The 13,709-nt window shown below is 41.7% G+C and carries 11 protein-coding genes; 10 read left to right on the top strand and 1 reads right to left on the bottom strand.

The features are described from left to right. Positions 1 to 75: 75 nt before the first annotated feature. From lonB to yihA, 3 genes are all read left to right on the top strand, one after another. A complete protein-coding gene (gene lonB, locus BPOF4_RS14475; protein ID WP_012959937.1) occupies positions 76 to 1,746 on the top strand; it encodes an ATP-dependent protease LonB in 1,671 nt (556 codons plus the stop codon). 198 nt (positions 1,747 to 1,944) lie between these two features. Further along, positions 1,945 to 4,272, top strand: a complete 2,328-nt coding sequence (gene lon, locus BPOF4_RS14470; RefSeq protein ID WP_012959936.1) for an endopeptidase La — start codon at positions 1,945 to 1,947, stop codon at positions 4,270 to 4,272. Next, the gene (yihA, locus tag BPOF4_RS14465; RefSeq protein ID WP_012959935.1) at positions 4,269 to 4,856 is read left to right on the top strand and encodes a ribosome biogenesis GTP-binding protein YihA/YsxC; all 588 of its coding nucleotides are present in this window, start codon (positions 4,269 to 4,271) and stop codon (positions 4,854 to 4,856) included. Before lon ends, yihA begins: the two co-directional genes overlap by 4 nt. A 49-nt stretch (positions 4,857 to 4,905) precedes the next feature. Here yihA and BPOF4_RS14460 read toward each other — a convergent pair whose 3' ends face one another. Continuing rightward, the gene (locus BPOF4_RS14460) at positions 4,906 to 5,424 is read right to left on the bottom strand and encodes a LiaI-LiaF-like domain-containing protein (protein ID WP_012959934.1); all 519 of its coding nucleotides are present in this window, start codon (positions 5,422 to 5,424) and stop codon (positions 4,906 to 4,908) included. Positions 5,425 to 5,790: 366 nt separating this feature from the next. Between BPOF4_RS14460 and hemA the strand changes: the two genes are divergently transcribed. From hemA to spoVID, 7 genes are all read left to right on the top strand, one after another. Beyond that, positions 5,791 to 7,170 carry a glutamyl-tRNA reductase gene (hemA, locus tag BPOF4_RS14455; RefSeq protein WP_012959933.1) on the top strand — a complete coding sequence of 460 codons (1,380 nt, stop codon included), beginning with the start codon at positions 5,791 to 5,793 and terminating at the stop codon, positions 7,168 to 7,170. 21 nt (positions 7,171 to 7,191) lie between these two features. After that, positions 7,192 to 8,007 carry a cytochrome C assembly family protein gene (locus BPOF4_RS14450; protein ID WP_012959932.1) on the top strand — a complete coding sequence of 272 codons (816 nt, stop codon included), beginning with the start codon at positions 7,192 to 7,194 and terminating at the stop codon, positions 8,005 to 8,007. 74 nt (positions 8,008 to 8,081) lie between these two features. Beyond that, a complete protein-coding gene (gene hemC, locus BPOF4_RS14445; protein WP_012959931.1) occupies positions 8,082 to 9,014 on the top strand; it encodes a hydroxymethylbilane synthase in 933 nt (310 codons plus the stop codon). Beyond that, positions 9,014 to 9,802 carry a uroporphyrinogen-III synthase gene (locus BPOF4_RS14440; protein ID WP_012959930.1) on the top strand — a complete coding sequence of 263 codons (789 nt, stop codon included), beginning with the start codon at positions 9,014 to 9,016 and terminating at the stop codon, positions 9,800 to 9,802. The genes hemC and BPOF4_RS14440 overlap by 1 nt, the downstream gene beginning before the upstream one ends. Continuing rightward, positions 9,799 to 10,782 (top strand): porphobilinogen synthase, encoded by a 984-nt coding sequence (gene hemB, locus BPOF4_RS14435; protein ID WP_012959929.1) that lies wholly within the window; start codon positions 9,799 to 9,801, stop codon positions 10,780 to 10,782. Before BPOF4_RS14440 ends, hemB begins: the two co-directional genes overlap by 4 nt. A gap of 73 nt (positions 10,783 to 10,855) precedes the next feature. After that, on the top strand, positions 10,856 to 12,142 hold the full coding sequence (gene hemL / locus BPOF4_RS14430) for a glutamate-1-semialdehyde 2,1-aminomutase (RefSeq protein ID WP_012959928.1): 1,287 nt from the start codon (positions 10,856 to 10,858) through the stop codon (positions 12,140 to 12,142). A gap of 166 nt (positions 12,143 to 12,308) precedes the next feature. Further along, positions 12,309 to 13,706, top strand: coding sequence for a stage VI sporulation protein D (spoVID, locus tag BPOF4_RS14425; RefSeq protein ID WP_012959927.1), 1,398 nt, complete (start codon positions 12,309 to 12,311; stop codon positions 13,704 to 13,706). Positions 13,707 to 13,709: the final 3 nt, after the last annotated feature.

Genomic DNA, 13,709 nt, shown 5'->3' with positions numbered 1-13,709 from the left:
AGTAAAAAGACAATTTAACTGAGAAGAACAATCGAATCAGAAAAACAATTTATGACGACATCAGGAGGTTACAGGATGAATTGGACAGGTATTGCTTTAATCATTCAGTTAGTGTTTGGCGTGATTATCGGGGTGTACTTTTGGAATTTGTTAAAAACTCAACGCAACCAACGTGTGACCATTGATAGAGATTCAAAAAAAGAGATGGAACAATTAAGAAAGATGAGAGAAATTCAGTTAAGCGAACCTCTATCGGAGAAAGTAAGACCGATCAGTTTTGATGATATTGTAGGGCAGGAAGAAGGAATCAGGTCATTGCGTGCGGCTTTATGCGGACCTAATCCTCAACACGTTATTGTCTATGGACCGCCTGGTGTCGGTAAGACAGCTGCTGCACGTTTAGTATTAGAAGAGGCAAAAAAGAACAGCCAATCCCCATTTCGTCAAGATGCTGTGTTCGTTGAATTAGATGGAACCACAGCAAGATTTGATGAAAGAGGAATTGCTGATCCGTTAATTGGATCGGTTCATGATCCGATATATCAAGGAGCAGGAGCGATGGGACAAGCCGGAATTCCACAGCCTAAGCACGGAGCTGTGACGAAGGCTCATGGCGGGGTATTATTTATTGATGAAATTGGTGAGCTTCATTCCATTCAGCTAAATAAATTATTAAAGGTGCTAGAAGACCGTAAAGTATTCCTCGAGAGTGCGTATTATAGTGAAGAAAATCAGCAAATTCCAAAACATATTCATGAGATTTTTCAAAAAGGACTGCCGGCAGATTTTAGAATGATCGGAGCAACAACAAGAACACCTCAAGAGCTGCCTCCGGCCATCAGATCAAGGTGTCTTGAAGTGTATTTCCGTGCCTTAAAGCCACAGGAAATTATCTTGATTGCTCAAAAAGCGATTAATAAGCTTTCTTTTAAAGCAGAAGAAAGTGCACTAGAGAGAATCGCTAAATATGCAACAAATGGACGTGAAGCTGTAAATATTGTTCAAATCGCTTCTGGTGTCGCGACCTCAGAAGGGCGAGAAGAAGTCACACTGCGTGATGTAGAATGGGTGCTGCATGCCAGTCAGCTTACACCTCGTCCGGAGCGGAAGATTCACGAAGATTCTGCGGTAGGGTTAGTGAATGGTCTTGCTGTATTTGGACCGAATATGGGCGCCTTGCTTGAAATTGAAGTGAATGTGATCGATAACCCTGGCAAAGGAACGGTAAATATAACAGGTATTGCAGAGGAAGAAAGTACAGGCAATCAAATGCGTTCAATAAGAAGAAAAAGTATGGCTAAAGGCTCTGTGGAAAATGTCGTAACGGTTCTTAGAAGAATGGGCATCCCCACTCAGGATTATGATGTCCATGTGAACTTTCCAGGAGGAGGACCTGTTGATGGTCCGTCTGCCGGAATCGCCATCGCCACTGGTATTTTCTCTGCCATTCAAAAGCAAAAAATAAAAAATACTGTAGCGATGACAGGAGAGCTTGGGATCCATGGCTCAGTTAAGCCGATCGGTGGAGTGGTAGCCAAAGTAGAAGCGGCTAAGCTTGCCGGTGCAACAACCGTGATTATCCCTAAAGAAAACGAACAAGCAATCTTGCAAGAGGTAAAGGGCATTGAGATTGTTGCAGTCACTCATTTAGATGAAGTGTTAGAGCTTGCGCTAGAAGCAGTTGAAACAGAGGAAGCTGTTATTCCAGCGAGTACAAGTCTTGATTCTTCGATTACCCCTGTATAGGCCAGAAACTTTGTTCTGACGACTATCATTAGACAAAGAATGGGGGATAAGATAAAATTAATGAAGATCAAATTCGAATCTTTTAGCAATTAAACCAGAACAATCCAACAACATTTTACACTTAAACGATTTGTTTAGGTTAACGTATGGGTGATTAGGGTATTGATTCGGAACTAGGAAATTTGGAGGTGTATGCGGATGGTCGCAGAAAAGACAAAACGACGAATTCCGCTTCTGCCTTTACGCGGGTTGCTCGTCTTTCCATCGATGGTTCTGCATTTAGATGTAGGACGGGCGAAGTCGGTACAGGCATTAGAATTTGCAATGAATGAAGATGAAGAGATCCTTTTATCTACTCAAAAGGAAATTTCAATTGATGAGCCGACTGAAGATGAGATTTATTCAATCGGGACGATCGCTAAAATCAAACAGCTGTTAAAGCTTCCAAACGGTACGGTTCGTATTCACGTAGAAGGACTTTACCGGGCTGAAATTGAACAGTATGTAGAAAACGCGGAATTTCTTGAAGTAGATATTTCTCCGTTAACAGAAGAACAAAAAGAGCGTACAACAGAAACGCAAGCGATTATGCGAAGCTTGTTAGAGATGTTTGAACAATATACAAAAGTAAGTAAAAAAGTTTCTCAAGAAACACTTGCAACGGTTTCTGACATTACAGAACCACATCGCTTTGCAGATGTATTAGCATCTAATCTTCCATTGAAGCTTGCTGAAAAACAAGAACTTCTTGAGATGAATAATGTTGTTGAAAGACTTCTTCATTTAATCGATATTTTAAATAACGAACAAGAAGTGTTAGGTCTAGAGAAGAAGATCGGCCAGCGAGTGAAGAAATCAATGGAAAAGACGCAAAAGGAATATTATCTGCGTGAACAAATGAAAGCCATCCAAAAAGAACTTGGAGATCGTGAAGGACGAGGCGGAGAAGTCGCTACGCTGCGTGAGAAGATTGAAGAAGCTGAGATGCCTGAATCAGTTGAAGAAAAAGCATTAAAAGAGCTTGATCGGTATGAAAAAATGCCTGCTAATTCTGCAGAAAGCTCTGTGCTGCGAAATTATATTGAATGGCTGATTCAACTCCCATGGGTATATGAAACAGAAGACCAATTAGATGTTAACCGCGCAGAAGAGATTTTAAATGAAGATCACTACGGGCTTGAAAAAGTGAAAGAACGTGTGCTTGAATACTTAGCTGTTCAGCAATTAACGAATGAGTTAAAAGGACCAATTCTTTGTTTGTCCGGCCCTCCAGGGGTAGGTAAAACGTCGTTAGCCCGCTCAATTGCACGTTCTCTTGATCGGGAATTTGTACGAATCTCTCTAGGCGGGGTAAGGGATGAAGCAGAGATCCGCGGACATCGCCGTACATATGTGGGGGCTATGCCTGGCCGTATGATACAAGGGATGAAGAAAGCCGGGTCCATTAATCCTGTTTTCTTACTAGATGAAATAGATAAGATGGCTAATGATTTTCGTGGGGACCCTTCGTCTGCCTTGCTAGAAGTGCTGGATCCTGAACAAAATCATAATTTCAGTGATCATTATATTGAAGAGCCGTATGATTTATCTAAAGTAATGTTTGTGACAACAGCGAATAATATTGCAACGATTCCAGGACCTCTTCGTGACAGAATGGAAATGATTCATATTGCAGGATATACCGAAGTCGAAAAGATGCAAATCGCCAAAAATTATTTGCTGCCAAAACAAATGAAAGATCATGGTATTAAAAAGTCGATGATGCAAGTAAAGGATGAAGCAATTCAAAAGGTAATTCGCTATTATACCAGGGAAGCAGGGGTTCGTAATTTAGAGCGTCAGCTGGCAACCCTCTGTCGTAAAGCAGCAAAAATGATCGTAACTGGTACAAAAAAGCGTGTTATACTTACAGCTAAGACAGTAGAAGACATGTTAGGAAAACCTCGTTTTCGTTATGGTCAGGCAGAAGAAGAGGATCAAGTGGGAGCAGCTACTGGTTTGGCTTATACTTCTGCAGGAGGAGACACCCTGTCTATTGAGGTTTCATTAGCCCGAGGAAAAGGGAAGTTAACTCTGACTGGAAAATTGGGAGATGTGATGAAAGAGTCTGCTCAAGCGGCCTTTAGTTATATTCGAGCAAGATCTAAGGAGCTTGAGATCGAGCCTGACTTCCATGAGAAAAATGATATCCATATTCATGTACCTGAAGGAGCAACGCCTAAAGATGGCCCTTCAGCAGGTATAACGATGGCCACCGCTTTAATTTCTGCATTAACAGGCAGAGTGGTTAAAAAAGAAGTGGGGATGACTGGAGAAATTACGCTAAGAGGCCGTGTTTTGCCGATTGGCGGTCTAAAAGAGAAGTCAATGAGTGCTCACAGAGCAGGGCTTAAAACCATCATCATCCCAAAAGATAATGAGAAAGACTTAGAAGATGTGCCAGAGAGTGTACGTGAAGATTTAAACTATATTCTTGTAGGGCACTTAGATGACGTCTTAAAGCATGCGTTGGGAGAGAAGAAATGAAAGTAACAAAAGCAGAATTATTTACAGTCGCTGTAAAACCTGAGCAATATCCTAATACACCGTTACCGGAGATTGCTTTAGCAGGGCGTTCAAATGTAGGAAAGTCCTCGTTTATTAATAAGATGATCAACCGCAAAAGCCTTGCTCGTACATCGCAGCGGCCTGGTAAAACACAAACGTTAAATTTTTATGCGATTAATGAGCAGCTCCATTTTGTAGATGTTCCGGGATACGGGTTTGCAAAGGTGTCGAAAAAAGAACGTGAAGCATGGGGGAAGATGATTGAAACGTACATCCAGCAACGTGAACAGCTCCGCGCTGTTGTTCAGTTAATTGATGTTCGTCATAAGCCAACAGAAGATGATAAGCTCATGTATGAGTGGTTAAAGCATTTTGACATTCCCGTAATTGTCATTGCAACGAAATGCGATAAAATTCCTAAAGGCAAGTGGCAAAAGCATTTGAGGGTCATCTCAGAAGAGTTGTCAAAGCATGAGGAAGACCCGCTGCTATTATTCTCATCTGAATCAGGTCATGGGAAAGAACAAGCATGGAAAACAATTATGCATTACGCAACGAGATAAAAAATCAAAAGGTCTGCATCAAATTGATGCAGACCTTTTGATTTTGGTATTACTTTCGTTTTAAAATAAAGACAACGCCAAGAATAATCAGGACAACAGGCCATAAATCTAGTAAAATGGTTGGTATTGATCCGATGGTTGATTGAGTGGTTGACTCAATAGCCTCGAGTGGGTTAAATGACATAAAACCAATGACGGCAATAACCGTGAGAAGGAGACCTGGGATCAACCCTTCTTTTTTTGTGCGGATATAGACGATTAAAAAAGAAATACCGACAATGAGGGTATACATTCCCCAATGATCGGGCCATGATGGAAGAAGAGCTAGTCCGTGAAAATGAACCCCTAAGCCGGTTAATAAGAGGCCAGGGAATAAGGAATGAGTTTCTTTTCCGAGCGTGGCCTGCAGTAAGAAAGCGACCCCTATGATGACTAATATCGACGGCCAGCTTGCTAGCTGTTCTTTATAAGGGAATTGATATTGATTCACGAGAAAATAGAGCCCAAGTCCTATAAGTAATACTCCAGGAAAGATTCTTTTCGGCTTTACGATTCGTTGCTGCTTCATATTAAGGTCCTCCCAAAAATAATCAGTTATTAATTTGGTCACATTTCATATGTCATAAGCGGATCATTCCTATGGTAATCTGACATATAGTAACAAAGAAATGGTTATGCTAAAAGGAAAGAATTCACTAACGTGCCAGTGTCTTTATGTAATACCAACATAATAGCATAGGCTTCATGATCTGTTCACAAATTCTTTTTTGTGTGTTTAGACAGACATGTTATAATAAGTTCAGTAAAGGGTAAAGGATAAACTATTACCTAATTTGATCGATTTTTGTAAGATCCTGTAATGCTCTCACTTGAGTGTATGAAGGACATGATAGATATTAATTGAGAGATATCGAACGGTGGGGGTGTAGGAAGAATGCATATTATAGTTGTTGGTTTAAATTATAAAACAGCCCCAGTTGAGATGCGTGAGAAGTTTGCCTTTCAAGAAGCTGAAATGCCAATTGCTCTTAATCAATTACGTAATATGAAGAGTATTTTAGAGTGCACGATTATCTCTACGTGCAATCGAACGGAAATTTACGTAGTGGCTGACCAGCTTCATACAGGACGTCATTTCACGAAAACCTTCCTTGCAGATTGGTTTCAATTATCTAAAGACGAAGTGTCTCCGTATTTAGATATTCGTGAAGACCATCATGCGATTGAGCATTTATTTAGAGTCGCATGTGGACTAGATTCTATGATCTTAGGAGAAACGCAGATTCTAGGACAGGTTCGAGACAGCTTCCTCTTAGCGCAAAAAGAACAAGCAACTGGAACGATTTTTAATCATTTATTTAAGCAGGCAGTAACATTAGCCAAGCGTGCACATTCTGGTACAGAGATCGGACAACATGCAGTATCAGTCAGCTACGCAGCTGTCGAGCTTGGTAAAAATATATTCGGGGATTTTACTGGCAAGCATGTTCTTATATTAGGGGCCGGTAAAATGAGTGAGTTAACTGCAAAGCATTTGCATGCGAACGGGGCAGAGAAGATTACGGTTATTAACCGTACAGAAGCTCGTGCCGCGGAACTTGCTGCTCGTTTTCTCGGACAAGCAAGACCTTTTGAACAGCTTCAAGAGGCGCTCGTTGATGCTGATATCTTAATCAGCTCAACGGGGGCTCGTGATTTTGTTGTGTCTAAAGACATGATGGCTCAAACATTGAAAAAGCGTAAAGGCAGTCCGCTGTTTATGGTGGATATTGCTGTGCCGCGTGATCTTGATCCTGCCTTAGCAGAGCTTGATGATGTATATTTATATGATATTGATGATCTTCAAAATATTGTAGAGGCTAACTTAGAAGAGCGTAAGCGCGAAGCTGAAAAAATTGAGCTTATGGTTGAAATGGAAATTGATGAATTTAAATCTTGGCTTAATACGTTAGGAGTTGTGCCGATTATTACGGCTCTTCGTACAAAAGCGCTTGCAGTGCAAGCGGAAACGATGGAGAGTATTGAGCGCAAGCTGCCTGATTTAACAGAGCGTGAGAAGAAAGTTCTGCGTAAGCATACGAAAAGTATTGTTAATCAACTGCTAAGAGACCCTGTTACAAGAGTAAAGGAACTTGCAGGTGAGCCTGGTTCTGATGATGCGCTTGAGTTATTTACTAAGATCTTTGCGTTAGAAGATGAGCTTGAAGCTCATGAGCGTGAGGTTCGTGTGCGCGAGGCTGAGCAGCAGTGGGAAGCACAGAAGAAAGAGTATGCAGCCATTTCAAAAGAGCAAGATGCAGTCGTTCGCTCCTAATGAAAGGAGTGACCTTGGCGGATGAATTGGATTTATCCATTAACGATTGTTTTATATAGTTTAAGTGTATTTGGCTATTTTATTGATTTCTTACAGCAAAACCGGAAAGTCAATCGACTGGCTTTCTGGTTACTTTCTATAGTATGGGTCTTGCAAACGGTGTATTTCGTGTACCGAGCATTTGAGTTAAATCGATTGCCGTTAATTACCCCGTTTGAAGGGCTCTTTTTTTATGCATGGGTTGTTGTTAGTTTATCGTTGTTAATTAACTGGTACTTTAGAGTCGATTTTCTTGTGTTCTTCACCAATGTGATTGGCTTTAGTATGATGGCATTCAGTTTATTTGTAGGAGACAGCGGGATCCCAGAATCTCTTTACACGCTGCTTGTATCTGAGCTGTTAATTATTCATATTACCATTATCCTTCTGTCGTATGCAGCTTTTACTTTATCATTTGCTTTTTCTATTATGTATGTCATCCAACATCAAATGCTGAAGAAAAAACTGTGGGGAAAACGGTTAGTGCGGTTTGGTTCCTTAACAAATCTTGATACACTCGCTAATCGAATGACGATCTTTGCTTTCCCATTTTTTTTAATTGGCTTAATCCTCGGTTTTGTGTGGGCATACAGTCAGTTTGGCTTTATTCCATTAATGGATGCAAAAGTCATCAGCTCATTGATCGTGTTAGCGGCTTATGCGGTTTATCTCTATCAGCGAGCTGTTCACTACGTGCGAGGATACAATATGGCATTGCTAAATATAGCATGCTTTTTATTACTATTAATTAACTATTTCTTATCTGGTCAATATTCAGAGTTTCATTTATGGGTGTAACTAATTTTTTACAGGTTCTGCTCATATGATCCTATCATAATACTTGACCGGTGTATTAATTGGAGGTTTATGAAATGCGTACGATTGTTATTGGTTCACGCCGCAGTAATTTAGCATTAACCCAAACAGATTGGGTTATCAATCAATTAAAGAAAAAAGAAGTGCCTTACAACTTTGAAGTGAAGAAGATTGTCACAAAAGGAGATCGAATTCTTGATGTCACTCTCTCAAAAGTAGGCGGAAAAGGTCTCTTTGTAAAAGAGATTGAGCAGGCACTTGAAAATAAAGAGATTGACATTGCTGTACACTCTATGAAGGATGTCCCGTCTGTTATGCCAGAAGGCTTTTCATTAGCAGCAATTACTGAACGTGAAGATGCACGTGATGCATTTATTTCTCTTGATCATGTTAAATTAAAAGACTTGCCTAGCGGGGCGATTGTTGGGACAAGCAGCCTTCGTCGTTCTGCTCAGTTGTTAGCAGAGCGTCCTGATCTAGAAGTGAAATGGATCAGAGGGAATGTTGAAACTCGTTTACGTAAATTAAAAGAAGAGGATTTCTCTGCAATTATTTTAGCAGCAGCTGGACTTAATCGTTTAGGCTACTCAGAGGAGCTAGTAACGGAGTATTTAGAGCCTGAAATGTGTGTACCTGCTGTAGGTCAAGGGGCACTAGGACTTGAATGCCGCAGTGATGACCAAGAAGTGATTGAGTTAATTCAAAAGTTAAATGATGAAGCAACAGCTCTTACAGTTACAGCAGAGCGAACGTTCTTGCACAAGATGGAAGGCGGGTGCCAAGTACCGATTGCCGGATATGCAACGATGCAGGAAGACGGGCAGGTTTCTCTTACAGCACTAGTGGGCTCGCCTGATGGTAAGACGATCCTAAAAGACACTGTAGTTGGACAGGATCCTGTCAAAGTGGGCGAAGAAGTCTCAGAGCGCCTTCTTGAAAAAGGGGCTAAAGAAATTTTAGATAAAGTAAAACGTGAGCTGGACGCATAATGGCTACAAATGCACTGTCGGGTAAACATGTCCTTGTAACACGTGCAAAAGATCAAGCTGAACCATTCATTAACCAAATCGAGGAGGCAGGCGGAATTTCTCATATAATTCCGCTTCTCTTATTTCAGCCAGTCAAGAGTGATCAGCTTGAGAAAGCCATTACGTACATAAATGAATTTGATTGGCTTGTGTTTACTAGCGCGAACGGGGTACGTTTTTTCTTAGAGGAATTTAAAAAAAGGCATTTACCATCCTCATTGAAAGCACGTATTGCGGTAGTAGGTGAAAAAACAGAAGCCGTATTAGATGAATACGGATTAAAAGCAGATCTGCTGCCTGACCGTTATGTAGCAGAAGATTTAGCAGTAACATTAACCACACATATCACTGCTGGTGAGAAGATTCTAATGCCTAGAGGAAACCTAGGACGCACTCTATTGCCAAAAGAGCTCGAAAAGGCTGGGATTGAAGTTTCAGACCTTACCATATACGAAACGGTCTGTCCGCCTGAAGCTAAAGATCAGTTTAGAGCTTTTATAAAAAGCGGCCAGGCTATAGATGTCATTACGTTTACAAGCTCATCTGCGGTTAGACATTTTGCTCAGGTTCTTCTTGAGCTTAGAATAGAAGAGCCTTTTAAGGATGCTAAGATTGCTTGTATTGGTCCGATTGCAGAAAAAACGGCAACAGAGTATCATTTAAACGTAGATATAACAGCTAGTACATACACAATAGAAGGTTTAATTGAAGCGATCATTACCTATTATAAGGAGGCCAAAAAGGTATGAAGCATGTAGAATTTAATCGTCACCGCCGTCTGCGCATTTCAGATAGTGTTCGCCGCATGGTCCGAGAAACGCATGTAAGAGCAGATGACCTCATTTACCCAATTTTTGTTACAGAGGGCGAAGGTGTTAAGAATGAAGTAAACTCAATGCCTGGTGTCTATCAGTGGTCACTTGATCTTGTTGATGCCGAAGTAGAGGAAGTAGCAGCCCTTGGCATCCCGTCGATCATCGTGTTTGGTGTGCCAGATGTAAAAGATGGAGTCGGCACATCTGCTTATCATGATCACGGAATCGTCCAAAAAGCGATTCGTCAAATTAAATCAAACCATCCGGATTTGACTGTCATTGCGGATACTTGTCTGTGCCAATTTACAGATCATGGCCATTGCGGAGTGATTGAAGATGGGAAGATCTTAAATGATCCAACTCTGGATCTACTAGCCAAAACGGCTGTTTCGCAAGCAGAGGCAGGAGCAGATATTATTGCACCTTCTAATATGATGGACGGGTTCGTTGCAGCGATCCGCCACGGACTAGATGAAGCAGGGTACCATGATGTACCGATCATGGCTTACTCCGTTAAATACGCTTCAGCATTTTACGGACCTTTCCGTGACGCAGCTCACAGTTCACCTAAGTTCGGAGACCGTAAAACGTATCAAATGGACCCTGCAAACAGACTAGAAGCCCTGCGTGAGGCACAGTCTGATATGGAAGAAGGAGCAGATTTTCTCATTGTTAAACCGGCCCTTTCTTATTTAGATGTGATTCGTGAAGTGAAAGACCATTCAGGCTATCCTGTAGTTGCGTATAATGTTAGCGGGGAATACTCGATGGTTAAAGCAGCTAGTCAAAACGGCTGGGTGGATGAGAAAGCCATTGTCCTAGAGAAGATGACGAGCATGAAGCGTGCTGGAGCTGACCTTATTTTAACGTACCATGCAAAAGATGTGGCGCGCTGGCTTCAAGAAACGAAGTAAGCTTTGGGCGTTGGGTCAAATACGTAAAATGAAAACGTAAAAATAAAACGTGGAATCGAAAGGAGAGATGAAAATGCGTTCGTTTAAAAAATCAGAAGCTGCATTTCAAAAAGCAAAACCATTAATGCCAGGTGGCGTAAACAGCCCTGTTCGTGCATTTAAATCAGTGAAAATGGACCCTGTTTATATGGAGAGCGGAAAAGGGTCAAAGATTTATGACATCGATGGAAATGAATACATTGATTATGTTCTTTCGTGGGGGCCGCTTATTTTAGGCCATGCAGATGAGCAAGTAGTGGAGTCGCTTAAAGCAGCTACGGAAAAAGGGACAAGCTTTGGTGCTCCGAGTGAGCTTGAAACCAAACTAGCTGAATTAGTGATCGAGCGAGTACCGTCGATTGAAGTTGTGCGTATGGTGAACTCAGGAACAGAAGCAACAATGAGTGCGCTTCGCCTTGCACGCGGCTATACAGGCCGCAACAAGATCTTGAAGTTTGTAGGCTGCTATCATGGCCACGGCGATTCCTTGTTAATTAAAGCTGGGTCGGGTGTGGCTACACTTGGTCTGCCGGATTCACCTGGAGTGCCGGAATCCGTTGCACAAAATACGTTAACGGTGCCGTATAATGATTTAGAAAGCGTGAAGTATGCGTTTGAACAATTCGGCGATGACATTGCTGGTGTAATCGTTGAGCCTGTAGCTGGCAACATGGGGGTTGTCCCTCCAGAGCCAGGATTTTTAGAATCTCTTCGTGAGATTACAGAAGAAAATGGCACGCTGTTAATTTTTGATGAAGTTATGACTGGATTCCGTGTAGGATACAACTGTGCACAAGGAGTTTTAGGCGTGACACCTGATTTAACATGCCTTGGAAAAGTTATTGGAGGCGGCCTTCCTGTAGGAGCTTACGGCGGGAAGCGAGAAATTATGGAACAAATTGCCCCGGCAGGACCAATTTATCAAGCGGGAACCCTTTCAGGAAATCCTTTAGCCATGACTGCCGGATATGAAACACTGTCACAGCTGACGCGAGAAGATTATGATCGCTTTGATGCCCTAGCAGCTAAGCTTGCAGATGGTTTATCAGAAGCAGCGACAAAACACGGCATCCCTCACTCTATTAACCGAGCGGGATCGATGGTAGGATTTTTCTTTACAGATGAGAAGGTAACGAACTTTGAAAAGGCATCCTCTTCAAACTTAGATTACTTTACTCGTTACTTCCAAGAAATGCTCAAGCAAGGCATTTCTCTTCCTCCTTCTCAATTTGAGGGTATGTTCTTATCGACAAAACATACAGATGAGGATATTGAAAAAACGATTGAAGCGGCAGAGGCAGCCTTCGCTGTCTTAAAATAATGAGAGAAACGAATCCTTTAGCGAGGGTTCGTTTTTTTATTGACTGAAAGCTCTTCTCTTACAAACTGTGGTCATATTTACAAAGGCTTGCTCATAAAGTGATATTGTACTGAATAGTGTAGACATAAGCGGTTGTAGATTGATCATGTTAGAGGAGGAATGTAATGTGACACAAGAACATCCAACGAAGCTATCGTTTTCAATTGAGGAATCAGTTTGGTTAAATAAAGGGCAAGAAGTACAGGAAATTGTAGGAATGTCGCTTGAACCAGATATCTCCATAGAGGAGAGGGACCATCATGTATATATTAAAGGCGGTCTAAGGTTAGTTGGTGAGTACCATCCTGCAAAAACGGAATCAGGAATTGATCTTGAAGGGTCGATTGAAGACCAAGTTGCCTTTCGTTCTGTCGGTGATGTCTCACTGTCTGAGGATGGAACCGGGAAGATCACTCATTTTTTTCCTATTGACGTAACGATCCCAATCAGCAGAATTCATAATTTAGATGATGTCTATGTTCAAATCGATTCGTTCGATTATGATCTGCCTGAGAGAAGCTGCATTCAATTAACTGCAGGTATAAGTATCAGCGGAATGAATCATCACCAAGAAGTTGCAAAAAAGAGAGAGGCTCCTCCTGCAGCACAAAAGGTAAAGAAAGAAGAAAGTGTAGATCCATCTTTTGCATTTGATGCAAAGCGAGCGGGTTCAAACGAACATTTAATTAGTCCGCCGCAATTTCACCCAGAACAACGAGCGAAGCCCCCACAAACACAAATGTGGCAGCCATCAGCCTTCTCTCAATACGGTTATCAGCAGCCTCTGCCAACTGAAGAGGATACAGAAGAAGCAGTTGAGCCACAAGAGCGGGTTGAGGTGGAGAATCACGAAACCCGGGACTATGAACTCGATGGGCAGCTAGATGAATCGGAGTATGAGGACGCTTATGAAGAAACTGAAGAGGAACAACGAGCAGAAGAGCAAGAAGGCGCTGACGTATATGAAGAAGAAATAGAAGTAGTAGATGAAGGGCAAGAAGATGTGGAAGAAGATATGGAAGAAGATATGGTATATAAGGTAGAAGATGATCGGCAAGATGAAGTTGAACCGGCGGCAGAAGAAAGAGTAGAAGAAGTAGAAGAACAAGTGTTGGAAGAGGTAGAAGAACAAGTGGTGGAAGAGGGAGAAGAAATTGAACAAGAGATAGAAGTAGAAGCGGAGGAAGAATCGGTTGGTCCTCTCACTAAAATGGTAGCAAGAGCGCCAGAGCCTGTTTATGTTGAAGCAGAAGCAGAAGCAGCAGAGGCAGAGGAAGCAGAGCAAGTTGTTGCAGCGAATAAACCGCGTGAAGAGAATGCATTGTATTTAACAAAAATGCTGACTAAAGGTGAAGAGCGCTTTTCTAAATGGAGAATGTGTATCATTCAACCGAATGAAACCATCAATACGATTGCTGACCGCTACAACATCAGTACGAGTCAAATTGCTCGCATGAATCAATTAACAGAAGAGAAAGTGGAAGAAGGTCAAATTCTCTATATTCCAACAAGCGCCAAGTCCTAAAAG

It is taken from the genome of Alkalihalophilus pseudofirmus OF4 (assembly GCF_000005825.2).
In the GTDB taxonomy this organism is placed as follows: Bacteria; Bacillota; Bacilli; order Bacillales; family Bacillaceae_D; genus Alkalihalophilus; species Alkalihalophilus pseudofirmus.
Note: the sequence above shows the minus strand (reverse complement) of the source record. Positions and strands in the feature narration are given on the sequence as shown.

Bases quoted from the DNA above. Each gene is read 5' to 3' on its own strand.
- hemL (WP_012959928.1), top strand. From the start codon at position 10,856: ATGCGTTCGTTTAAAAAATCAGAAGCTGCATTTCAAAAAGCAAAACCA.
- hemB (WP_012959929.1), top strand. From the start codon at position 9,799: ATGAAGCATGTAGAATTTAATCGTCACCGCCGTCTGCGCATTTCAGAT.
- yihA (WP_012959935.1), top strand. From the start codon at position 4,269: ATGAAAGTAACAAAAGCAGAATTATTTACAGTCGCTGTAAAACCTGAG.
- BPOF4_RS14440 (WP_012959930.1), top strand. From the start codon at position 9,014: ATGGCTACAAATGCACTGTCGGGTAAACATGTCCTTGTAACACGTGCA.
- hemC (WP_012959931.1), top strand. From the start codon at position 8,082: ATGCGTACGATTGTTATTGGTTCACGCCGCAGTAATTTAGCATTAACC.
- lon (WP_012959936.1), top strand. From the start codon at position 1,945: ATGGTCGCAGAAAAGACAAAACGACGAATTCCGCTTCTGCCTTTACGC.
- hemA (WP_012959933.1), top strand. From the start codon at position 5,791: ATGCATATTATAGTTGTTGGTTTAAATTATAAAACAGCCCCAGTTGAG.
- BPOF4_RS14450 (WP_012959932.1), top strand. From the start codon at position 7,192: ATGAATTGGATTTATCCATTAACGATTGTTTTATATAGTTTAAGTGTA.
- BPOF4_RS14460 (WP_012959934.1), bottom strand. From the start codon at position 5,424: ATGAAGCAGCAACGAATCGTAAAGCCGAAAAGAATCTTTCCTGGAGTA.
- lonB (WP_012959937.1), top strand. From the start codon at position 76: ATGAATTGGACAGGTATTGCTTTAATCATTCAGTTAGTGTTTGGCGTG.